The sequence below is a fragment of the Synechococcus sp. UW179A genome, from assembly GCF_900473965.1.
Lineage (GTDB): Bacteria > Cyanobacteriota > Cyanobacteriia > PCC-6307 > Cyanobiaceae > Synechococcus_C.
This window is the reverse complement of the sequence record NZ_UCNJ01000028.1, coordinates 55,665-77,490: the sequence shown is the minus strand read 5'-3', so window position 1 is coordinate 77,490 and position 21,826 is coordinate 55,665. Positions and strand designations below refer to the sequence as shown.

Genomic DNA, 21,826 nt, shown 5'->3' with positions numbered 1-21,826 from the left:
AGGAGGGCACAACAGCACCAGAGATGATGTTGTTGCCGTAGATCAGGGAGCCAGCGACGGGCTCACGGATGCCGTCGATGTCGACGGGGGGAGCTGCGATGAACGCAACGATGAAGCAGGTGGTGGCAGCCAGCAGGGTGGGGATCATCAGCACACCGAACCAGCCCACATAGAGGCGGTTGTTGGTGGAGGTGACCCACTCGCAGAACTGCTGCCAGCCATTAGCGCCGGAGCGCTGCTGAATGGTGGTGGTCATGAGAACGGGAAAGAATGTCTCCGAGGAGACGGTTACGGAAGGGCAGGAAGCCCTGCCACCCAGGATTGTAAAGCAACATTGCGCAAGATGTCGCTTGCTTTATGAAGCCGACATGAAGAACCATTGAGACCTCGCTCAGGCGCGGCCCACACAAAGGGGCGACCCCTAAAGGATCGCTTAAGATTCTCAGGTTGTGTCTCGGGAGACGCTCGTGGTCCTGATTCGTTGGTTGATCGAAGGGCAGCGTCTTGAGGCAACCGTCCCCACCAAGGATGCGCGCCACAGGCGACATGAATTGGAAGCTCAGGGTGCGGTTGTTTATTGGAGTGAACGTCTGGTCGAAGCTGGCTGAACACCCACACTGGAACCACCAACAACCGCTGCGGCCATGCACCCGTCTTCAGCCCCCGCCGTTCGATCGCTGGCCATCGCTTTCAGCGCCTTGATGACTGCTGTGCTGATCAGTGCATGTCAGAAGAAGAGCGACATGCAGCCGTCAACAGACAGCAGTCGTGATGCACAGATCAGTGAGCTAAACACCCGTCTTGACCAGCTTGAACAACGGGTCAACAAGGAAATGGCTGGCAGTGACGACAGTGGAGAGCGAGTCCCCCCTGGACCGATTAAATCAATCACATTCCGCAGCGGGACCGCCGACGACCGGCTGCGGATCTACTGGGAAAACGGAAAGGTCAGTAGCCTGCCCTGCACCCTCGAGCAAGGCACCTGGGCCTGTGGATGATCCTGCTCAGCAGGAGTGGGGCGACAGTGATAACAAGACATGCCTTCCCAGCTTCGAGAAACACCATTCACAAACCATCGGCATCAAGCTGTTGACCCGTTCAGGGAACCCATGAACCGAGTGCTGACTACGACCACCGGACTTGCCCTCGCACTGGGAGGCATCGGTGCCATAAAAGCAGCAGCCTCCCTACCCCTCGCACAGCCCAAGGCAGCAAACCTCGCAAGAATGAGGGCGGAATCGATGAACGGAGGGCTCGCGTCCTACCGCGCGGCAGCCTGCATGTATGAAACAGGAGCGAGCTCATGCCTGATCTCTAAATCGGACCAGGGTTTTCTGTTCGGCTTCCGCGGCGGTCCACCAGGCTGGGAGCGGCAATCACCCCCAAGTCCCACTCTGGAAACAAGAGTTCTCGTCTCACCTAACGGAGAGAGAATCCTGGCTGTTCCTTACAACGGCCCGATCCGATGAGCCCACTGGTCAACGGACCACAACGGATTAGTTGACAGACGCTGATGCTCTGACTCCGATAGAAGTGACTTCCTAAAGGTCATGAAACTCTCTTCTTTAACGGCCCTGGCTGTGATAGCTGGAACAGGCTTCCTTGCAGGCGCACCTGTCATGGCACAGGCAGGCGTTCCAGCGTCACAAGTGCGTGCATTGAATCTGGCGCGCAATACAGCTGTGACCGAAAACGGTGGACTCAGCGTTTACCGCCCCCAGCCCTGCATGTTCCAAACCAGCTCGGGCGGCGGCGATTGTCTTGTGGACGACTCCCCCAGCGGTTACACCTTCAGCTTCCTTGGTGGAGATCCGGGTTGGCCTGAAGACGGCAGCGATGCCACCACAGAAACCGAAATTCAGATCTCTCCTGACGGTCGCAGTGTCCTCAGCATCATTTACAACGGTTCGCCTCGCTGACCCCGTTTCAGCAGCAGGGCAAGGGCCTCTGTCCAGTTCTGGGACAGGGGCCACTCTTCACGGCTCGTGAGGCTGAGGGCAATGGCCTTTTCCGCGTATGCCGCTTCATTGATGAAAACGGGAATCGCCCCGTCAGGCCCCTCATAGGCAATGGTTGTTCCCTGGGCCGATACAAACAGAGGATCACCGCAGCTCAAGGGAATCCAGTCGCGATCCTGCAGCTGAGGGTGAATCAGTGCTGAAGCCTCACCTGAGGCCTGTCGAGGCAAATCAAGGCTTTTCAGGTGACGGTGGATTACTAACTGGTGGGGATAGCAGGCTTTTCCGGAGACGACGTCAGCAATGGCCAGAAACACCGCCTGAAGCGCCAAGCGCGTCTGATCAACGATGTCATGCCTGCGAACGCTCTGAGGCACAGGCCCCACTTCAATCACAAGCCCACAGGGCCAGCGCTCCACCATGAAACCCTGCTGAGCAGCATCCGCTTCATGCAGATAGACCTGTAGCCCAAGCGATGACTGGACCAGCGCTGCGAGGGCCAGATCGGCTGGCCTGCGGCCGTACACCACCAGGCAGTTGCCCATCGCAGCTGTGGTGCTATGCAAGTCAAACACGAGGTCACAGGGCCTTTGTCCCTTAGGCCCGAACTGGCTTAACAGTTCCTGAGCCCTGAGCATTTCACGATCACACTGCTCGGGATTGATCGCACACTGCTGCAGAAGGTCGGGACGGAAGGAACGATTGAGATCGCGATCGCGATAACGACGACCAACGGCACGGGCCTCCGGATTACCAATCACCGTTTGGACGACGCATCCACAGGCGTCTATCAGCTCGTTGTGAGCGACCCATTGCTCGAGGAGCCATGGAGCATTGACTTCATTGCCGTGGGTACCAGCCACCACCAGCACTCGGGGGCTTGCCATCAGGTCGCTGCACTCATCCACAGACTGAAGGACAATGCCTTGAAACGGAACCGTGATGTCGATTCCTCCGCTGATCGTTCGCAATGTGCGAAAGGGCTGGCAGTGGCAGTGGCAACGCCTGATGACAGGGCTGGGACCTGCGGATGACGAGGGCAACTACCAACGGCCGGACAGCGCTCCAATGCAAACTTCGGTGCCTGCGGCAGATGATCTTCAGGAGCGTGAACCAGACCGTCGACCGAGATTGCTGATTGGCCGCAGCTGTCCTTGGGCACATCGCGCCTGGCTGATGGTGAAACTGCGTGGTCTTGAGAGCACTCTCGGGGTGATCACCGCCAAAGCTGACCATGAGGAAGGACGATGGCGGCTCGATCCCAGCTGGCTGGGCTGCACCAGCCTCCTGGAGCTGTATCGACGCTGCGGAGCGGAACCCAGCCTGCGAGCGACGGTACCGGTGCTGGTGGATCCTGGCCGCACCGAACAGCACAAACCACACCTTCTCGGCAACGACAGCACACCACTGACCTCGGCACTTAATCGGTGGCCTGCAGCACCTGAAGCACCTGACCTGGCACCGGCCAGCCTGCAGGAACGGATCGAAAGCTGGCAGCAGCTTCTGCAGCCAGCTCTGAACGATGGGGTTTACCGCTGCGGCTTTGCGCGGAACCAATCGGCTTACAACCTGGCAAGTGCCGCCATGGACGATGCTCTTCAAGAGCTAGAAGGAAGCCTCAGGCAGGAAGGTCCATGGCTCTGCGGTGCAACCCTGACCCTTGCCGATGTGCGCCTGTTCCCGACCCTGATCCGCTGGGAGACTGTCTACTCTCCCCTGTTCGGATGCAGCGCTAGACCCTTGTGGATGCTGCCAGAACTATGGAAATGGCGACAACGGTTCCTTGCGTTACCAGGAGTGGAGGCCACCTGCGATGCCACTGCCTGGCGCCATGACTACTTCGGCGCTCTATTTCCCCTGAATCCTGGCGGAATCGTTCCGGAGGGTCCAAAGCTGAGCACACTGGTGAATAGCACCATTCCCCTGCCATGACGACCGCCGATCCCCAGTTCGACGGAATCTATGGACCTTTCACCATCACGTCGACGGACAGAGAGGAGGTCCAGCGTTACAGGATCTGCCTTCTGATCGGCGGAGTCTCCCTCAGTGTTGGACTGCTGCAATGGTGGATGGTGGGTGGTCAGTGGGCATGGCTGTGGCTTCTACCTCTTTGCATCAGCCTTGGACTGGCACTGCAGTGGATTCATATCTATCTGCGTCCACTGCATCGAGCGCTGCAGTTGTTCTGGCTGATCGGCAGTCTTGGTTGGCTGGTGCTATTGCTTCAAGCCCCAGCTAGTGAAGCCCTCAACACGTTGGCCAGCCAGCCCCTTTGGCTCCTGGCTGTTGGCCCTATGTTTGCCGCTCTCACTGGAATCGGCTTCAAGGAATTCTTCTGCTTCCGGCGTCCGGAGGCCATCGGCCTCACATTGCTGCTTCCTGTTGCTCTCCTTGGGCGTTTGCTGGGGCTGATTGGCAAGGGTCCCTGCTGGATGTTGGTGTTGTTCGCGGGGCTGCTGCTGGTCGTGCTTGCCGTTCGTAAATTCGGCATGGAGGCAGCCGCAGATGTGGGAGACAAAAGCGTGTTTGCCTATCTGGACGCCCAGCGCGAGGTCGCAGGCCCGTGAGTCTGATCAGCCTGGTTGATGCCTCCAAAGATTTCGGGATTCGCACCCTGTTCGAGGACCTCACGCTGCACATTCGCGAAGGCGACAGGGTTGGGCTAATAGGACCCAACGGAGCGGGTAAATCCACCCTTCTGAGGATTCTTTCAGGGAAAGAACCTCTTGGAGGGGGCGAGCGACGCTGCTCCTCTCGTCTGAAAATTGAGCTGGTTGGTCAGGACAGCACGGTGGATCCTGGGCTCACTGTGCTCGAACAGGTGCTGGCCGGCTGTGGAGAAAAACGGGAGCTGCTGCTGCGCTTCAGCGAGGTTTCTGAAGCGGTCGCCCGGTCTCCTGAAAACACAAGACTGATGCGGGAACTCGGTGCTCTAAGCGAGCGCATGGATGAAGAGGGGGCCTGGGGCCTTGAGCAACAGTGCCAGGAAGTGCTGCAACGCTTGGGAATTAGCGATCTTCACCGCCCTGTGGAGGATTTGTCCGGTGGCTATCGCAAGCGGGTGGGGCTGGCCTCGGCACTGGTTGCAGGCCCTGATGTACTGCTCCTGGATGAACCCACAAACCATCTGGATGCAGCGGCTGTGGAATGGCTGCAGAGCTGGCTGGATCGCTACCCGGGAGCTGTGGTGCTCGTCACCCACGACCGCTACGTACTCGACCGCGTTACTCGCCGAATTGTTGAGGTAGAGAAAGGACAAGCCTCCAGTATTGATGGGAATTACAGCGCCTATCTGCAACGAAAAGCCGACCAAGAGGTCTCAGAAGCCGCAGAAGCTGCCCGATTCAAGAGCGTGATGCGACGGGAACTGGCTTGGCTCCGCCAGGGCCCTAAAGCAAGGAGCACCAAGCAGAAAGCTCGCATCCAGCGCATCGAGGCGATGCGGGCGGCACCCTCGAAAAACAATCGCAACCAGCTGGAAATGAGCAGCGTTAGCCGTCGGATCGGCAAGCTGGCCATTGAAGTTGAGGAGCTGATGGTCACAGCAGATGGCCAGGCCGACGGCCCCGTACTTCTCAAGGATTTCACCTATAGCTTCAGTCCTGAGGACCGGGTTGGAATCATTGGACCCAATGGCAGCGGCAAATCCACCCTGCTTGACCTAATCGCCGGACGGCGACAAGCCACCGCTGGCAGCCTTCGTCTCGGGGAAACGGTGCAACTTGGTTATCTCGATCAGCACACCGATGCACTCGCAGAAGGGCGTGGACTCGAGCGCAAGGTGATCGAATTCGTCGAAGAGGCCGCATCTCGAATTGACCTGGGAGGAGAGCAACTGAGTGCCTCCCAGCTGTTGGAGCGGTTTCTGTTTCCCCCCGCTCAGCAGCACAGCCCGCTCAGCAAGTTATCAGGAGGAGAGCGAAGACGGCTGAGTCTTTGTCGGATGCTGATCCAGGCTCCCAACGTCTTGCTGCTGGATGAACCCACCAATGATCTTGATGTTCAAACGCTGAGTGTTCTCGAAGACCTGCTCGAGGACTTCCGGGGCTGTGTGGTTGTGGTCTCTCACGACCGCTACTTCCTGGATCGAACCGTAGATCGTCTGTTCTGCTTCGAGGAAGGACGTCTGCAGCGTTTTGAAGGCAACTACAGCGCCTTTCTCGACCATCGCCGGGACAAGGAAAAGATTGCTGCGGCTGGCGGCAATCGCAACCGTGCCAATGGTGAATCAACCAGTAAGGAGTCGGCTCCGAAAAACAAGGGGCCCCGGCGGCGCAGTTTCAAGGAATCGCGGGAACTGGAAACAATTGAACGTGAACTGCCTCAAATGGAGCAACGCAAAGCAGATCTGGAGCAGGCCATCTCCAGCCGCCAAGGAGACCTCACAAACCTCAGCCAGGATCTGGCCAGGCTGCTCGAAGCACTCGCAACCAGTGAAGAACGCTGGCTTGAACTCAGTGAACTGGTTCCCTGAGAGAACGCCGGCGCCGGCGTGGATGCGCCAGGTCTTCGCAGGAATAACCAACAAGAGTCGTGTTGGCATTCACCAAGGGAACAGGACAGCTCAGGGGAGTGGAGGGGCGACCACTCCAGGGAGCTGGTCTCACGACTCGACCAGCAGCTTCGGCCAGCTTCATGACAGTGGGTCTGTAATCGTCCGCTGAACGATGGAGGGCCATCTGGTCACCCATCCGACGCAGATAAAGATCATGAGACCAGAAAACTTGGTTGTGCTCGAAAGCCTCGCAGGCAGCCTGGAGTGAGCTGAAGCGCTGACTGACCAGCCCTGAAGGAGCACATTGCTTCCAGTCAAGAACCTCCTGAAAGCTCAGACCGCAGCGCCACTGTCGCTGTTCTGAGAGATAGCAGAAGTTTTCTGGACCATTCATCCAGAACATGCGTCCCTCTTCATCCATGAAGTGGCGCCCCTGTCGTTGCCTGATTCGCACCATGACCACGAACCCTGTCTTCTTTGCTCGTAGCCGAGGTCACTCGACCAGGTCATGAGTGTTGATACGGAAACGAGGTCGCATCTCTTGCGGCTGGCAGCACAGCGCAACAGCCGTATGGTGTGTGCGTCGACATTGGTTGGGACACGCCAACGACTCCATGAAATCCATCGACGAACACATCAAAAAGGACCAAAGCGAACTCGAAGCTGCCAAGGCAGAGGGCAACGACGCCAAGGTTCGCCACTTCAGCGAGGAGCTTGAGTCCCTGCAGGACTACAAGAAGGAGCATCCAGGCGACAGCCATGATCCCACTCCCATTGAGCTCTATTGCGAAAACAACCCTGAAGCTGATGAATGCCGCGTTTATGACGACTGAGTCATTCTCAACTACATGCGTTCAATAAAAAGCGGGGATCACTCCCCGTTTTTTATTGAGATACCACGATCAAGTGCTCTGCAGGATTAGCAATGCAGAGTGAATCATTGTTCTTCGTTGAAATCTGCAGGGCTGCCTGTGAGGCTGCAGACCACGGCTTCCTCAGGCTTCATCGCATGCACGCCGACGATCGGACGTCCGCGGCGGCGCAGGGCCTCGATTTGCTCGGGCGTTTGACAGCGGGCGATCAATTGGCCCTGGGAGTCGAAACAAGTGAAGAAGGTCATCGGACTTCTCTCATTACTCCCGTTATCGCCATGCCACGCACAACGCACAAGTCCTGATGCAGCAGCGAACATGGTTCGCGACAAATGAATGAACCCAAAGGCTCAGACGCCAAGCTCCACCCAGACCTGATTCAACAGCTCTTTGAGTCCTTGACCCATCACCGCTGAAATCAACAGTGGGGTTCGACCACTCATGTGTTCCAGGGCAGCCGCCAATTCGTCGCGACGTGACTCATCCAGAAGCTCAAGTTTGTTGACCACAAGCAAGCGCTGGCGATCCACCAGCCCATGGCCATAAGCCTCGAGCTCTTTCTCCACCACTTGCAGATCACCCAAGGGATCATCCGCGCCGCCATCCACCACGTGAATGAGTAAACGAGTGCGCTCGATATGACGGAGGAAATCATGTCCGAGTCCGGCTCCCTGGGCCGCACCGGCAATCAGGCCAGGGATATCAGCGAAGACCGTGCCATCACCGCTCGGACGGCGCACAACACCGAGATTCGGCACCAACGTGGTGAAGGGATAGTCGGCGATCTTGGGACGGGCTGCGGACAAGACGCTGATCAGGGTGCTTTTGCCTGCATTGGGCAGACCGATGATTCCGACCTCTGCCAGCAGCTTCAATTCGAGTTGGAGAGGCCACTCCTCTCCATCACGGCCCTCGGTGCACTTTTCAGGAGCACGGTTGCGGTTGCTCAGATAGTGGGCGTTTCCCAGACCGCCGCGGCCTCCGAACGCCACCATGAGCTGATCCCCAGGCGCGGTCAAATCACCCATGAGGATTCCCGTGGTGAGATGTCGCACCTCCGTGCCGCAGGGGACGTGAATAACCAGAGGTTGACCGGACGCACCGGTGCAGCGATTGGGACCGCCACGGCGACCGTCAGTTCCAGCAAACAAGCGCTTGTACTTGAAATCCAGCAACGTCTGGAGATTCGAGTCAGCCTCCAGGATCACGTGGGATCCATGCCCCCCATCACCTCCTGAGGGACCACCAGCTGGGACGTACTTTTCACGACGGAAGGCCACGATGCCATCACCGCCACGGCCGCCACGGACGGTGATGAGCGCCTGGTCGATGAACTGCACGAAAAGCTTCGATCGGGACCAGCCACCAACCCTAGGATCGCGGGGCACGGGAGATTGAGCTTGGCCGGCGTTCGCTTCGAGGCGCTCAGCAAGAGCTACCGAGGTCGTGGTGGTGAAAACCCCGTTGAGGTGATTCGTGATCTCTCACTATCGATTGAAGATGGCGAATTTCTGGTTCTGGTCGGTCCTTCCGGCTGCGGCAAGAGCACGTTGCTCAGGTTGATGGCAGGCCTTGAGACACCCAGCTCCGGTGAAATCCTGGTGGGGAAGCAGGCCGTAACCCAGCTGAGACCTGCCAAGCGCAATGTGGCGATGGTGTTCCAGAGCTATGCGCTCTATCCGCATCTCAGCGTTCGCGACAACCTGGGGTTTGGACTGCGTCGCAGCCACCGCCGTAGTGCCATGGAGCAGCTCCATGACCAGTTGCATCGCAGCACACGCGAACTTCCCCGCCTGCTTCAGGTTCGATCTGAACGGGAAGCGAAGGTGGAACATCGGGTGCTGGAAGTAGCCCACTCCCTCGAGTTGGATCCGCTGCTGGATCGACGACCCAAGGAGCTGTCCGGTGGTCAAAAACAACGCGTGGCCCTCGGGCGAGCCATGGCGCGGCAGCCGGATGTCTTTCTGATGGATGAACCGCTGAGCAATCTCGATGCAAAGCTGCGCGGCAGCACCCGCAATCGCATCGTGGACCTTCAGCGAAAGCTGGGTACCACCACCCTGTACGTGACCCACGATCAGGTGGAGGCGATGACCATGGGTCACCGGATCGCCGTACTCAATCAGGGTCGGCTTCAGCAGCTGGGCACACCGATGGAGCTCTACCGCTGGCCATCAAACCTGTTTGTTGCCCAATTCATCGGCAGCCCACCCATGAATGTTCTGCCAGTCCAGGTGGGTCGCAGCCAGACACTCCAGCTGGGTGAACGACGGATGAGCGTGGAGGGTCCACTCGCCATTGCACTCGAAGGCCTCGAGGGGAGACAGCTCAATGGCGGAATCCGTCCGGAAGATCTCCGGGTGGCACCTGCCACCAACCGAAACCTTCAGGCAAACGTCAGTCACAGCGAAGTGTTGGGAAATGAGCAGCTGATTACCTGCAAGCTGCTCGATGGCGATCACTTGGTGCAGGTAAGGGCCGATCCAAGCCTTAGAGCAATGCCAGGCAGTCGCATTCATCTGGATGCTGATCCGCGTGGATGGCGCCTATTTGACGACCAGGGGAACGCGATTCCCATGCCAATACCCCCATCAGAACGAGACGAGGCACCAGTGCTTCCCGATCTGAGCTGAAGGGAAATCCTCTTCAGCGCACCCAGACCACACTGCATCCGGCGCCGCCATCAGCCTGCTCGGCATCCAGCACACGCTCGACGTAAGCCAGTGAAGCCAACCAGTCGCGCAAGCCACGTTTCAGGCGACCGGTGCCGATGCCATGGATCACCCAAACAGGTCCATTGGCGCCACGCAGAACGTCATCAACAGCCGCCTCAGCCTCATGTACACGCATGCCACGCACATCAATGGTGTTGCGGGAGGTCCGCACCTCAGCAGCGCCGCTACCTCGACGAGCCTTGATCTGAACGACTGGTGCCGGGGGCTCAGGCTTGCGTCCATCAAGACTCTCCACAGCCGAGAGCTCAACGGTGCTGCGCATCACCCCGCAGCGCACGTTCAGCTGCAAGCCATCGTCGGAGACAGCCATCACCTCGGCAGCTTTGCCGAGTGCCAGCACACGGATACGATCACCCACCTCAGGGCGCCAACCGGAATGCTGTCGTCGCTCTTGCTCAGGTCGATGACGGTCCTCCAGCTTGCGCAAACGCTGACCGGCCTTCCGTGCCGTTTCACCATCGGCCTGATCATCACGGAGACGGCGGATCAGCTGACGCACTTCCTTCTGCCCTGAGCGAATGGAGCTCTCGAGGCGCTGCCTGCCCCGTTCCTGTCGTTCAGCGGAGTGTTGCTTCTGTGTCTCCCAGCGCTTCAGCAGCTCTTCATGCAGTAATTCAGTACGCGCCAAAAGGGCAGCGGCATCCTCGGCAGCCGCCTGCTGACGCTGACGCTGTTCCTCAAGACCACGAATCACGGTGTTGGCCTCTCCATCACCGCGTGGTGAGAGAAGGCTGCGAGCCTGATCGATCACATCGGCATCAAGACCAAGCCGCGTCGCGATGGCGAGAGCATTGCTTCGACCGGGAATTCCCCAGAGCAGGTGATACGTCGGAGAGAGGGTTTCACTATCGAAAGCGACCGATGCATTTTCGAAACGGGAATCGCTGTACTTGAGAGCCTTGAGCTCACCAAAGTGGGTCGTCGCCACGGTGAGCCTGGCCCGATCGGCCAGCTCCCGAAGCAGAGCAGTAGCCAGAGCACTTCCCTCGCTTGGATCGGTCCCAGCTCCCACTTCATCAAGCAGCACGAGAGCAGGAGCTGGACCCGAACCAATGGCCTCCAGGATGCGACCAATGCGCTTCACATGGCCACTGAAGGTGGACAAGCTCTGCTGCAGTGATTGCTCATCGCCAATGTCAGCAAGAACCTGGGCGCACCAAGGCAGGGTTGGACAACCACTACAGGGGAGCCAGAGGCCGGCACGCGCCATCAGTGCAGCGAGGCCAAGACTCTTCAGCGTGACGGTCTTGCCTCCGGTGTTCGGACCTGTAATCGCAACCACCCTCAGAGAAGGTGAGACATCAATGCTGACAGGAACCACCGCTGGGCCCTGCTCTTTGCGCTCCTGCCAAACCAGCAGAGGATGGCGGAGATTCTGAAGCCTGAACGGAGCATCGCTGACAGCCTCGAGCTGAGGGGGGACAGCACCGAGCCATTGGCCGTAACGACCTCGGGCCAGCGCCGAATCCAGATGCAACAGCACCTTCATCAAGGCGAGCAAACTATCGACCTGTTCCGCCACAGCAGCACTGAGTTCGGCGAGAACGCGCTGCTCCTCCTCACGGATCCTGCCGTCAAGATCCGCCAACCGATTGCCCAGATCGACCACCGACTTGGGCTCCACGAATACTGTGCTGCCCGAGGCGGAACTGTCATGAACCATGCCAGGACATTGGCCACCAGCTCCCGCCTTCACAGCCAGCACAGGTCGTCCATTCCGCTCAGCGATCACAGTGTCCTGAAGGTGTGCTGACCAGCGCCTGATCACATCCTGCAACTTGTCGCGTCTGCGTGAACGCAGCTCCTGCCATTGCCGACGCAGGCCCTCCAGCGCAGCACTGGCGCGATCAGCCACACGACCTCCTTCCTCAATGGCGAACTTGAGACGTTGTTCCAGCTCCGGCAGGGTGGCTACATCAGCGAGCAGAGCAGTGCAAACCGGCCTCAGCTCAGGGTCATCGATCTGTCGGCGCAGACGACGAGATGCGCCCAAGGTTTCGGCCACGGCGAGCAGCTCTTCACCCGAGGCAACACCTCCCTTGCTGCAACGCAGCAGGATCATGTCGAGATCAGCCACTCCCTGGAAGCTCAGACCTCCATCTAAAAGACCGTCCAGACTTGCCATCTCCTGGGTTCTCGCCTGAAGATTGAGGCTTTCAGGAAGAGATGCCGGCAGTGAGCCTTGGCAGCAGTGACGTCGCCCCTGGTGCGTGCTGGTGAAGCTGGAAAGATGCTGACAGAGGCGCGGCCACTCGAGCAGCTCCAGTGTTTCCTCAAGAGCGGACATCAATCGGGCTGAGCGACTCCAGGTTGATTGGTAGGGATCCCACCCGGAGGCTCGTAGAGCATCTCCAGCCAATTTCCTTCGGGATCGCGCAAATAAAACGATGCCGTGCCGTCTCGGTGGTCGTGGACGCCACCCACCGCGACACCCGAAGCTTTCAAACGGTCATGCACCACATCTACTTCTGCGCGATCGCGGAAATGAAAGGCGAAATGGGGACCCGCAGCTTTGTATTTAGGACCCAGCAGCGCCAAACCATCTCGGGAATCACCTGCTTCGAGGTAGCACCAGTCATCGGCCTCCCACACCATGCGCATGCCGAGATCGGTGTAGAACCCGATGGCCCGTTCCATGTCGGTCACGCGGATGGCGACATGGCCCAGGCGCTGCACCGCAGACATGACAGACCCTTAAAGCTGACTTCATTCTGAAGGGCTCTGGTGCCTCAGTGAGGCAGTCCCACCACTGTGTTTCCCCGGGTAGATGCCATCGGCACCGGGTCATGGGCGATGGGGATGTCGGAAACAATCGGGCATCACATGCGTTCAAAAACTCGATCAAGTCGCTATCGAGCAGTCGAAGTCAAGAGCACATGCGCCTTGCTCTCCTTACTTGAGCAGATGCATAGCGACCAACAACGGCATTATCTGCAGCCACAAACGAAAACGGACACCTGAAAAATCGCAGCTTGGCAAAAAACAAAGAGTTCGCCGATGATTTGCTTCCACAGGGAGAATTACTGAAGTCGTCATGTCAGATACGAAAACAGGGTTAATCAACGAGCAGGGATGAATCCGACCAACAATGGGCTCACTGCCCTTCCTTCTCCGTGACGGCGATCCAGAACCCTCAACCAAGAAGTTTTTGGCAGACGGACCGAGGCGTGATTGCACTCTGTTTTTTCGTGCTCGAGCTGCTCTTCTTTGCAACAGATTCGATCGGAGTCCCCGCCCACACCTACGTGAGCGGCGATGTCGGAGGAACGCCTTATCTCTCAATCTGGTTCATGGTGTCGTTTCTCGTGCCGGCAGCACTGGTGATGCCGCTAGTGGGCGGACTGAAGGCCCGATACGGCGTGAAAACGTTGGCCGTCTTAGCACCTGGACTGTTCGGCCTCGCCTGCGTCTTCAGCTCAATGGCCACAGATCCTCAATGGTTCATGGCCATGCGAATCATGCAAGGCCTCGGAGGGGGCTTCATCCCCGCCATCGCTGGGGGCTACCTGGGAGGAGAGCTGGGGAAGGACTACAACCCGATGGGCAAAGGATTGGTGGCCTTGGCAGGGATTTCCGGGAGCGCCATAGGAATCCCGATCTCTGCGTTACTCACCTGGGACCTCAGTTGGAGATTCATGTATGTCGCGATCGGACTCATTGCTCTGGTCGCGGTATTCATCATTTCCTCACTGATGCCAAGGACACCAGGAGACCCAACGTTCGAAATCGACTGGTTGGGCTACGGGTTCATGAGCGGTGGATTCGGACTGCTAGCACTCTCACTTGTGGTTGGCAATCAGCGCGAGTGGTTTGCTGACCCCATCTATGTGCTGATGTTATGGACATCGATTGTTCTTCTGGGTCTATTTGCCTGGCGCATTTTTACCAAGCCAAAACTGATTGACACACGAATTTTCAAAGACATCAATTACTGCATCGGCCTTGTCAACCTGAGCTCAGTAGTCTTTTTCCTTTTCATGGTCTTCGCTCTCGTACCGCGATTTCTCATGGTCGCAACAAACAACACAATCGAAAACTACGCATTCACATTTCTACCATTTGTTGCAGCAGCCATTACAACCGGAGTTCTCATTACACCAAGAATAAGTCCCTACCTGATTGCAGAAAATCCACGCCATAAAAAATGGCTTTGCTCCTCAGGAATCTTGGCATTTGCCTTCACAGCTCTATGGATTGCCAACACCAATTCTCAACAAAACAATCATAATATTGGCCTCCAACTGATCTGCGTTGGCGCCTGCTTTGCCGTAATCACCGGAATGGAAATTCAAATGGCCTTAACTACCATGGCCGCCGAACTGATGGTTAGCGCAAGCTCTGTTCTGTTCTTTTGCACCAATATTTCAAAAGCCATCTCAGGAGGCGTCAGCAATGCAATCTTGACCGTCACCACACAAGGCAGTTGGACTCGCTTCCGTGAGCACATCCACCCAAGCAACCCTGCAATGGAACCATTCCTCCAACCGTTCCAAGGCCATTCCGCCGGCATTACTGGCAGCAGCTGGTCGCAAGGATCTCTTGAACTGATCAACAAAGAGATTGCACGCCAGGCAGAGGTAGTGGCTTTTATCAACATCGCCACCACCGCAGGCCTCGTTTTGCTTTTGCTGTGCGCACTGCCACTACTGCATCGCTCTCCAACAAAAACGAAGGGCCAAGGGAAGTCAGAGAACGGAATCCAGTTAACATCACCGAAACGATAGGCGCAGCGCAGTGACTGAAATTGACGCCAACCAACCAGCCGATAAAAAAAATCGCAGCTGGCGAAAACGCGCAATCATCGGGGGAGCAATCACCGTCGTAGCAGCAGGATTAACAGGCTACTTTGTTCGCAATCATTACTACCCAGGCACCAACGACGCCTATGTACATGCTTACACAATTACAGTTTCACCCTATGTTGAGGGTTACATCAAAAAAGTGCATGCATCACCCAATCAATTTGTCAAAAAAGGGCAATTAATTTATGAAATTACACCACTTCCATTTCAACTGAGTCTCGAGCAACAGCAACATCGCCTCAAAGCAGCGATTGCGGAGAAATCAGCGATGGAAGACGAACTGATGCAAGCGAAAGAACAACTCAAAGATCAGCAGGCAAGCAAATGGATCATCGACCTTAATGAACAACGCTATGCCTACCTTCAACAACAGCAGGTTGTCGCCCTTGCAAAAGCCCAGGAGTTTGAAGCATCGAAGCTGGAGGCCATCGCCAAAACCAAATCAGCATCCATCAAAGTTTCTCAGTTGGAAAAGAATATTCTCAAACAACAGTCAATTATCAACGCCCTGAAAGCAGAAGCAGGACAAGCTGAGGTCAATCTCAATTACACGCGATACCACGCACCCATGGATGCATACGTCAGCAACAATTTCAGTATTCGAAAAGGACAGTATGTCAAACCTGGCCAGGCACTCTTCACACTAATCGACAACAGTAAATGGTGGGTGGACGCCAATTACCGTGAATCACAAATACACCGAATCCGTGTCGGCATGCCAGCCAAAATCACACTGGACATGTATCCCAACACGAGCTTCGAGGGAAATGTGATCAATATCAGCAGAGGAAGCGGCGCTTATGAGTCATTGCTACCTCCGGAGAATGCAACAGGCAATTGGGTAAAAGTCCCCCAACGCTTCCCGGTTCGCATTCAACTGAAACAAAATAATCGACATCCCTTACGCGCAGGATCAACAGCTCACGCCAGAGTTAACACAACCGTCCCCTAAAGCTGACTCGGCAACGTTAGCGGCAGGGTCACTGGCTTTTCAGGACTGCGCGGAACTACAAGCAGCTCACGCAGCAGTTGTGCGTAACTCACATTTGCCGAGGTCATTGCCGATGCCTTTTGCTCCATTGCAGTTGTCAACGAACTGATCGTGTCAGCAAGATCCGTATAGTCAGCCAATCCAAATTCATACCGGGCTCTCATGTCGTGATATGCATCTCTCGCGGCCGTGTAGGAGGCATTGGCAGCGATGATCTGACGCAAAGCAGCTCGGTGATCGTAAAAAGCCGTTTCCAGTTTTTGGCGAATCGCATTCCGCTCCGCCGCCTCTCGTTGAAGCACTTGGTCCGCTGCAGCCTGGCTCGCCTCAACAGCACCGGCCGTGACCCCACCATCAAAAAGACGCCAGTTCAAATTAAATCCTGCAGCCCAATCTCCCGCCTGTGAATTGAGTCCAGGCACAAAGATCGGCGCACCGCAGCAGCCGTCAAGTTCAATCAGTGGCGAACGGCTCTGAGACGCCAAATAACCAGTCGTTGCAAACAGGCCGAGACGCGGCATCAACTCTGCAGCCTGCCTGTCCGCTTGACGCAGAAGTGCAGCGCGCGCAGCCTGGAGCGCTTGCAATTGAGGATTGTCATCGAACCCCCGCACAATCGTTTCATCCAGACCTAAGGGCCATGGCTCTTGAAGACGGACTTCCTCACGGGCCTCAAGAGTGACGGAAAAAGGAACATTCACAATGTTGCTCAAACGCCTCCGACGACTCAATAAGTTCGCATCAGCCTGTTCCAATAGAAAGCGTTGTTGCTGCAGATTGGCTTCAGCCCGCAGCAAGTCAACTCGAGGAACAAGGCCAACGGTGTTCATCGCCTGAACCTGATCAAGGATCACCTCATCATTCGTGACAACAACCTGACGAATACGCTTCAACTGGCCAGCTAGTTGAAGTTGGTAATAAGCCTCACTCACATCCAATTGCAACTGTCTCAACTGATTGCCATAAAGCTGATTTGACTGCTCAAGCTCGGCTGCAAACTCAGCCAGTGCTGCACTTCGCTCGAAACTGAGCAATTCATAATCAACCCTTAGTCTTGCAGAACCAGCAGCAATATTTGTCTGATAACGATTTTGGCCACCGCTGCGCACATAGGGCAAGGTATTGGGCACATAGCCAGGAATCGAACCATTGCCTTGCCAGGCAAAGTTCTTGTTTATCTGCTGGTTATATCCACCACCAATATTCAAGCTCACCGTTGGGTAAAAGCGACCTTGAACTGATCGCAAAAGTCCTTGTTGTTTGCGGACACCAGCGATGCTGTTCTGAAGCACAGGATCATTAAGAACAGCAAGTGCAATCGCCTGAGGAAGATCGACCCGCACCTGCTCGACAATCTCCACCTCCACAGAATGCGTTGGCAATGCATCTGCAGCTGGAGCCATCAGTTCCGGAGGATTAGTGGGTACTTGCTCACCATCTCCCAACCAGATCTCATCCAGACGCTCAAGGTCCTTTGCGTAGGCATCAAAACTCCTCATCAATGGTGCGAGAGCATCAGGCTCAGCAGATCTCGCCACCGATCCCGACCAAAGAACAATGAAGGATGCAAAACCGACTAGCCCAATTGGATTTAGTCGTCCCATTTCAGTTGAGCAAAATCGTGTTGATCATCCCTCTTTGATCCATTCAGCTGCATCACAAGCGTGATACGTCAGGATCAGGTCTGCACCAGCTCGCTTAAAGCTCAGCAGCGTTTCCAACACAATACTGCGCTCATCAATCCATCCCTTCTCCGCCGCTGCCTTCACCATCGAATATTCCCCGCTGACGTTGTAGGCAGCAATGGGCAGCTCAGACTGCGTTCGCAAACGGTAAATAATGTCGAGGTACGCTAGACCTGGCTTCACCATCATGATGTCAGCCCCTTCCTGTTCATCGAGCTGAGCCTCAGTGATGGCCTCCCTGGCATTGGCAGGATCCATCTGATAGGTGTCCTTGTTTTCAGGAATCGGCTTGCTGCCCGTCGCACGTGGCGCTGAATCAAGTGCTTCGCGAAAGGGGCCGTAATAGGCAGATGAATATTTAGCCGTGTAGCTGATCACACCGACGTGCCCAAAGCCTTCATCGTCGAGGGCTTCTCGGATGGCTCCGACACGTCCATCCATCATGTCGCTTGGACCAATGAGATCGGCACCGGCGCGGGCCTGCATCACAGCCTGCTTGCAAAGCTGCTCAACGGTTTCATCGTTGAGAACGACGCCTTGTTCACTCACGATGCCGTCATGACCATCACAGGAATAAGGGTCAAGTGCGACATCCGTCATGATCGCCATCTCAGGAATCTCCTGCTTCAGCTGGCGGATGGCACGAGGGATCAGACCATTTTCGTTGAAGCACTCGGCACCGTCTTCGGTTTTGAGTCCATCCGCCACCTTGGGGAAAAGCACCACGCAACGAATGCCTAGATCCCAGGCTCGCTTCACCTCATTGGTGAGGTGGTCGAGGCTCCATCGACTGGCTCCCGGCATGGCACCAATCGGCTCAACTCCGGCACCTTCATGCACAAACAACGGATAGATGAAGTCTGCTGGAGAAAGACTGGTTTCACGAACCATGGCACGCAACGCCGGCGAGCGGCGCAGGCGACGCGGGCGGTAAGTGAGGTCCATGAGCAACCTTGATCCGACCTGCAGATCGTAAGCGTCAACCTCCGGTAGCTCCTCAGAGACGAGCGCTCTTTAGCCAGTCGCTACGGGGATCGTCCGTTCGGGCTTCCCTCAGCTTTTCCAGCAGCTTGCGCTGCTCATCCGACCATTGGGTAGGCCACTGCACGCTGAGATTGAGCAACAGATCACCACGACCTGTCTTTAAAGGCCAGCCTTTGCCTTTCAGCCGAAGACTCCTGCCTGGAGAAGTGCCTGCGGGAATCGACACCTCAGCCTCACCATCAGGTGTCATGACTTTCACGTTGCCACCAAGAGCAAGCTCGTCGATAGAAACGGGCAATTCAGCCCGCAGCTGATCACCATCGAGACGCCAGACCGGGTGTGGCTGAACCTCGAGATTGAGATAAAGGTCGCCGCGACGACCAGTCCCAGGCTGCAGATTTCCCTTGCCTTTGAGCCGCAGCCTGGACCCTGTTTTCACACCAGCTGGGATTCTGACTTGGACCCGCTCATCATTCACAGAAAGCGTTCTCTCAGCACCTCTAAAGGCCTCGGCAAAGTTCACTTTCACGCTGGCTTCAGCATCGAGATTCAAGGGAGTCCTCGAGGCCCCTCGCGGAAATCCACCACCCGCAAAACCTCCTCCTGGAAAGCCTCCTCCAGGGAAACCACCGCCAGCGAATCCACCTGGTGCCCCTCCAAAGCCTCCATTCCCAGGGCCTCCAAAACGACCGAGCAGGTCATTGATGAAATCGTCGAAGTTGCCGTAACGGCCAAAATCAACATCAAATCCAGCGGCTCCTGGCCCAGAACCAGAAGCCCCTGCCTGATTCCAATATTGACCAAACTGTTCATATCTACGGCGCTTATCTGGATCGGAGAGCACCTCATAGGCCTCGCTCACCTCCTTGAATTTGGCCTCAGCCATGGTGTCACCGGGATTCACATCGGGGTGATATTGACGAGCCAATTTGCGAAAAGCGCGTTTAATCGCATCGGCGTCAGCACTGCGCTCAACCCCGAGCACCTTGAAGTAATCGCGGTATCCACTGCCGGCCATAGTGATCGGTGAGCTCCAAGAGCTCCGGTTGGTCACAGTTTCCCAGTTCCGTCCGGGGTTCGGCACCGATCGAGGGGGCCGGATGCCCGTACGTCGGAACACACGTACATTTCGCGCATGCTCAAAGTTCTTCTGCTTGCCGCACTCAGCAGCGTCAACGTCGCTTTCATGGGCAGCGGCTCGGCCAAAGCTGGCCCCGACCCAGGCGCTCTTGCTGATTTCCTAAGCCGAACCAAAGTCACGTACTACGGATCGTGGCGCTGTCCGGCCTGTCAGTACCAAGGTCGTCTATTCGGCGACGCAGCCATGAGTCTTCCCTATGTGGAATGCGGCAAACCCAAGGAACTGCCGATCCAGGCGGCTGCCTGCAAGCAAGAAAACATCCAGGCCTATCCCACCTGGATCTTGCCGAACGGTGACCGACGAGTAGGTGTTCAATCCTTGGAGGATCTCCAGATCTGGTCGGGAATGCCCCGGAACCCCTGAAGCCATGTCCGCGAGCAGGCATCACCTGATCAACGGGTTTCATTGGCGACACTGGCGAGGAGATCTCACAGGTGGTGTCACTGCTGCTGTCGTAGCTCTGCCGCTCGCCCTGGCTTTCGGCAATGCCGCACTGGGGCCAGGAGGTGCGATTTACGGTCTCTACGGTGCAATCATCACGGGTTTTCTTGCGGCTCTGTTTGGGGGAACACCTGCCCAGGTCAGCGGCCCGACAGGCCCGATGAGTGTCACGGTTGCTGGCGTGGTCAGCAGTCTTGCCGCTGTGGGAACAAGCCGTGAATTGAGTCAGGGAGACATGCTCTCCATGGTGATGGCAGCAGTGGTTCTTGGAGGGTTGCTGCAGATCCTGATGGGGGTGCTTCACCTTGGGCGTTACATCACCCTGGTCCCTTACTCAGTGGTCTCCGGTTTCATGTCGGGAATCGGCGTCATTATCCTCTGCCTCCAAATTGGCCCTCTGCTGGGGATCCGTAGCCAGGGAGGAGTGGTGTCATCACTGCAGATGGTGAGCAGCAATTTCACGCCAAACCCTGCAGCAGTGGCGGTCGGCATCGCAACACTGGGGGTGGTTTTCGCCACTCCAAGACGGGTTACCAAGGTGATCCCTTCGCCTTTGTTGGGCCTTCTGCTGATCACACCAATAGCCCTGTGGCTGTTTCCGGAAAACTTGCCAAGAATCGGTGCCATCCCTGAAGGAGGACTGAGCTTCAGCGCTCCGAACTGGAGCAACCACCTACCGCTGCTGCTAAGAGCGGGCATCGTGCTTGCGGTGTTGGGAGCCATTGATTCATTACTGACATCACTGGTCGCTGACAACATCAGTCAGAGCCGTCATCGATCAGACCGGGAACTGGTCGGCCAAGGCATTGCCAACAGCATCTCGGGACTATTCAGCGGGCTCCCGGGAGCAGGCGCAACGATGCGAACTGTGATCAATATCCGATCAGGCGGAAGGACCCCCCTCTCCGGCATGACCCATTCCGTGGTCTTACTGGTCTTGTTGTTAGGAGCCGGCCCGCTGGCGGAAGGGATCCCTACAGCACTGCTAGCAGGAATCCTGATCAAGGTTGGTCTGGACATCATCGACTGGGGCTTCCTGCTGCGCGCCCACAGGCTGTCATTCAAGACCGCCCTAGTGATGTGGGGAGTGCTGCTAATGACTGTGTTCTGGGACCTGATTGGCGCCGTCCTTATCGGAATGTTTGTGGCCAATCTGCTCACCATTGAATCGCTAACTCAGCATCAGCTCGGCAACATGGACACGGACACAGACCATCTCTCCACGCGAGAGCAAGATTTGCTGAGACGCTGCGGTGACGATCTTATCCTGTTCCGGATGCAAGGTCCCTTGAGTTTTGGCGCAGCGAAGGGAATCAGTGAAAGAATGATGTTGGTGAGGAAATACAAAGTCCTGCTTCTTGACATCACTGATGTGCCACATCTAGGAGTCACAGCAAGCCTGGCCATCGAGCGAATGGTCAAAGAAGCCGAACGACAACAAAGAACAGTGCTTGTGGCAGGTGCAAGCGGCAAAGTAAAACAACGTCTGGCCCAGTTTGGAATTGAGCATTTAATCGATGACAGAGTCCAGGCGCTGGATCAGGCCGTGAACTGGATCAACCAGAGGAACAATCAAGCCAGCGGAAAATGATTCAAGAAAAATACACTATAAGCACAAATAGATCAGAAGATAAAACCACCCGATACTTAACCAAGGGACTTCGAAATAGCACATAAGCACACCAAGCATTAGGCCCAGCCGGCGAAAGCAAAATAAGGAGA

Annotated in this window: 22 protein-coding genes and 1 pseudogene; 13 read left to right on the top strand and 10 right to left on the bottom strand. The window is 56.5% G+C overall.

Translation table 11 applies throughout. The features are described from left to right. Window positions 1–256: pseudogene (locus DXY31_RS13955) on the bottom strand (photosystem II q(b) protein); the annotation flags it as partial. A 193-nt stretch (window positions 257–449) separates the two neighbouring features. On the opposite strand from DXY31_RS13955, the gene DXY31_RS17115 reads away from it, so the two are divergent. The 4 genes from DXY31_RS17115 to DXY31_RS13940 all read left to right on the top strand — a co-directional run bounded on the left by DXY31_RS17115 (window position 450) and on the right by DXY31_RS13940 (window position 1,919). Then, on the top strand, window positions 450–608 hold the full coding sequence (locus DXY31_RS17115; RefSeq protein WP_170953713.1) for a hypothetical protein: 159 nt from the start codon (window positions 450–452) through the stop codon (window positions 606–608). A 36-nt stretch (window positions 609–644) separates the two neighbouring features. After that, the gene (locus DXY31_RS13950) at window positions 645–998 is read left to right on the top strand and encodes a hypothetical protein (protein ID WP_114994333.1); all 354 of its coding nucleotides are present in this window, start codon (window positions 645–647) and stop codon (window positions 996–998) included. A 111-nt stretch (window positions 999–1,109) separates the two neighbouring features. After that, window positions 1,110–1,469, top strand: coding sequence for a hypothetical protein (locus DXY31_RS13945; protein ID WP_244279819.1), 360 nt, complete (start codon window positions 1,110–1,112; stop codon window positions 1,467–1,469). Window positions 1,470–1,550: 81 nt separating this feature from the next. Then, window positions 1,551–1,919 carry a hypothetical protein gene (locus tag DXY31_RS13940; RefSeq protein ID WP_114994332.1) on the top strand — a complete coding sequence of 123 codons (369 nt, stop codon included), beginning with the start codon at window positions 1,551–1,553 and terminating at the stop codon, window positions 1,917–1,919. Here the strand turns inward: DXY31_RS13940 and DXY31_RS13935 are convergent. Continuing rightward, window positions 1,898–2,845, bottom strand: a complete 948-nt coding sequence (locus tag DXY31_RS13935) for an aspartoacylase (protein ID WP_114994350.1) — start codon at window positions 2,843–2,845, stop codon at window positions 1,898–1,900. The two genes, DXY31_RS13940 and DXY31_RS13935, sit on opposite strands and share 22 nt — an antisense overlap. Window positions 2,846–2,900: 55 nt before the next feature. Here DXY31_RS13935 and DXY31_RS13930 point away from each other — a divergent pair, with 55 nt between their 5' ends. From DXY31_RS13930 to DXY31_RS13920, 3 genes are read left to right on the top strand one after another with little or no spacing between them, the layout of a single operon-like run. Beyond that, the gene (locus DXY31_RS13930) at window positions 2,901–3,890 is read left to right on the top strand and encodes a glutathione S-transferase C-terminal domain-containing protein (protein WP_114994331.1); all 990 of its coding nucleotides are present in this window, start codon (window positions 2,901–2,903) and stop codon (window positions 3,888–3,890) included. After that, window positions 3,887–4,525 (top strand): DUF2301 domain-containing membrane protein, encoded by a 639-nt coding sequence (locus DXY31_RS13925; protein WP_114994330.1) that lies wholly within the window; start codon window positions 3,887–3,889, stop codon window positions 4,523–4,525. Before DXY31_RS13930 ends, DXY31_RS13925 begins: the two co-directional genes overlap by 4 nt. Further along, the gene (locus tag DXY31_RS13920) at window positions 4,522–6,432 is read left to right on the top strand and encodes an ABC-F family ATP-binding cassette domain-containing protein (RefSeq protein ID WP_114994329.1); all 1,911 of its coding nucleotides are present in this window, start codon (window positions 4,522–4,524) and stop codon (window positions 6,430–6,432) included. Before DXY31_RS13925 ends, DXY31_RS13920 begins: the two co-directional genes overlap by 4 nt. Here DXY31_RS13920 and DXY31_RS13915 read toward each other — a convergent pair. Then, window positions 6,413–6,910: a hypothetical protein gene (locus DXY31_RS13915; RefSeq protein ID WP_114994328.1), complete on the bottom strand. Its 498-nt coding sequence runs from the start codon at window positions 6,908–6,910 to the stop codon at window positions 6,413–6,415. The two genes, DXY31_RS13920 and DXY31_RS13915, sit on opposite strands and share 20 nt — an antisense overlap. 157 nt (window positions 6,911–7,067) lie before the next feature. On the opposite strand from DXY31_RS13915, the gene DXY31_RS13910 reads away from it, so the two are divergent. Continuing rightward, the gene (locus DXY31_RS13910; RefSeq protein ID WP_067096415.1) at window positions 7,068–7,286 is read left to right on the top strand and encodes a CP12 domain-containing protein; all 219 of its coding nucleotides are present in this window, start codon (window positions 7,068–7,070) and stop codon (window positions 7,284–7,286) included. Between the two features lie 104 nt (window positions 7,287–7,390). Here the strand turns inward: DXY31_RS13910 and DXY31_RS13905 are convergent, their stop codons facing one another. Both DXY31_RS13905 and obgE read right to left on the bottom strand, forming a co-directional pair. Then, on the bottom strand, window positions 7,391–7,573 hold the full coding sequence (locus DXY31_RS13905) for a hypothetical protein (RefSeq protein ID WP_114994349.1): 183 nt from the start codon (window positions 7,571–7,573) through the stop codon (window positions 7,391–7,393). Window positions 7,574–7,675: 102 nt separating this feature from the next. Further along, on the bottom strand, window positions 7,676–8,665 hold the full coding sequence (gene obgE, locus DXY31_RS13900; RefSeq protein WP_114994348.1) for a GTPase ObgE: 990 nt from the start codon (window positions 8,663–8,665) through the stop codon (window positions 7,676–7,678). A 60-nt stretch (window positions 8,666–8,725) separates the two neighbouring features. On the opposite strand from obgE, the gene DXY31_RS13895 reads away from it, so the two are divergent. Further along, window positions 8,726–9,958 (top strand): ABC transporter ATP-binding protein, encoded by a 1,233-nt coding sequence (locus DXY31_RS13895; protein WP_114994327.1) that lies wholly within the window; start codon window positions 8,726–8,728, stop codon window positions 9,956–9,958. 13 nt (window positions 9,959–9,971) lie between these two features. Here DXY31_RS13895 and DXY31_RS13890 read toward each other — a convergent pair whose 3' ends face one another. Both DXY31_RS13890 and DXY31_RS13885 read right to left on the bottom strand, forming a co-directional pair. Continuing rightward, entirely contained in the window at window positions 9,972–12,347 is a 2,376-nt protein-coding gene (locus tag DXY31_RS13890) for an endonuclease MutS2 (RefSeq protein WP_114994326.1), read from the bottom strand. Further along, window positions 12,347–12,745, bottom strand: coding sequence for a VOC family protein (locus DXY31_RS13885; protein WP_114994325.1), 399 nt, complete (start codon window positions 12,743–12,745; stop codon window positions 12,347–12,349). Before DXY31_RS13885 ends, DXY31_RS13890 begins: the two co-directional genes overlap by 1 nt. A gap of 503 nt (window positions 12,746–13,248) precedes the next feature. On the opposite strand from DXY31_RS13885, the gene DXY31_RS13880 reads away from it, so the two are divergent. Beyond that, window positions 13,249–14,784 carry an MFS transporter gene (locus tag DXY31_RS13880; protein WP_206749822.1) on the top strand — a complete coding sequence of 512 codons (1,536 nt, stop codon included), beginning with the start codon at window positions 13,249–13,251 and terminating at the stop codon, window positions 14,782–14,784. Window positions 14,785–14,794: 10 nt separating this feature from the next. Continuing rightward, window positions 14,795–15,814: an HlyD family secretion protein gene (locus DXY31_RS13875; protein ID WP_244279818.1), complete on the top strand. Its 1,020-nt coding sequence runs from the start codon at window positions 14,795–14,797 to the stop codon at window positions 15,812–15,814. On the opposite strand, the gene DXY31_RS13870 is transcribed toward DXY31_RS13875, so the two are convergent. The 3 genes from DXY31_RS13870 to DXY31_RS13860 form a co-directional block, all read right to left on the bottom strand. Then, window positions 15,811–17,391 (bottom strand): TolC family protein, encoded by a 1,581-nt coding sequence (locus DXY31_RS13870; RefSeq protein ID WP_170953720.1) that lies wholly within the window; start codon window positions 17,389–17,391, stop codon window positions 15,811–15,813. The genes DXY31_RS13875 and DXY31_RS13870 overlap by 4 nt on opposite strands. A gap of 90 nt (window positions 17,392–17,481) precedes the next feature. After that, the gene (hemB, locus tag DXY31_RS13865; RefSeq protein WP_114994322.1) at window positions 17,482–18,483 is read right to left on the bottom strand and encodes a porphobilinogen synthase; all 1,002 of its coding nucleotides are present in this window, start codon (window positions 18,481–18,483) and stop codon (window positions 17,482–17,484) included. Window positions 18,484–18,535: 52 nt separating this feature from the next. Next, window positions 18,536–19,540 carry a DnaJ C-terminal domain-containing protein gene (locus DXY31_RS13860; protein WP_114994321.1) on the bottom strand — a complete coding sequence of 335 codons (1,005 nt, stop codon included), beginning with the start codon at window positions 19,538–19,540 and terminating at the stop codon, window positions 18,536–18,538. A gap of 117 nt (window positions 19,541–19,657) precedes the next feature. On the opposite strand from DXY31_RS13860, the gene DXY31_RS13855 reads away from it, so the two are divergent. Beyond that, window positions 19,658–20,026 carry a hypothetical protein gene (locus DXY31_RS13855; protein ID WP_114994320.1) on the top strand — a complete coding sequence of 123 codons (369 nt, stop codon included), beginning with the start codon at window positions 19,658–19,660 and terminating at the stop codon, window positions 20,024–20,026. A 4-nt stretch (window positions 20,027–20,030) separates the two neighbouring features. Continuing rightward, the gene (locus DXY31_RS13850) at window positions 20,031–21,695 is read left to right on the top strand and encodes a SulP family inorganic anion transporter (protein WP_114994319.1); all 1,665 of its coding nucleotides are present in this window, start codon (window positions 20,031–20,033) and stop codon (window positions 21,693–21,695) included. Window positions 21,696–21,826 lie beyond the last annotated feature (131 nt).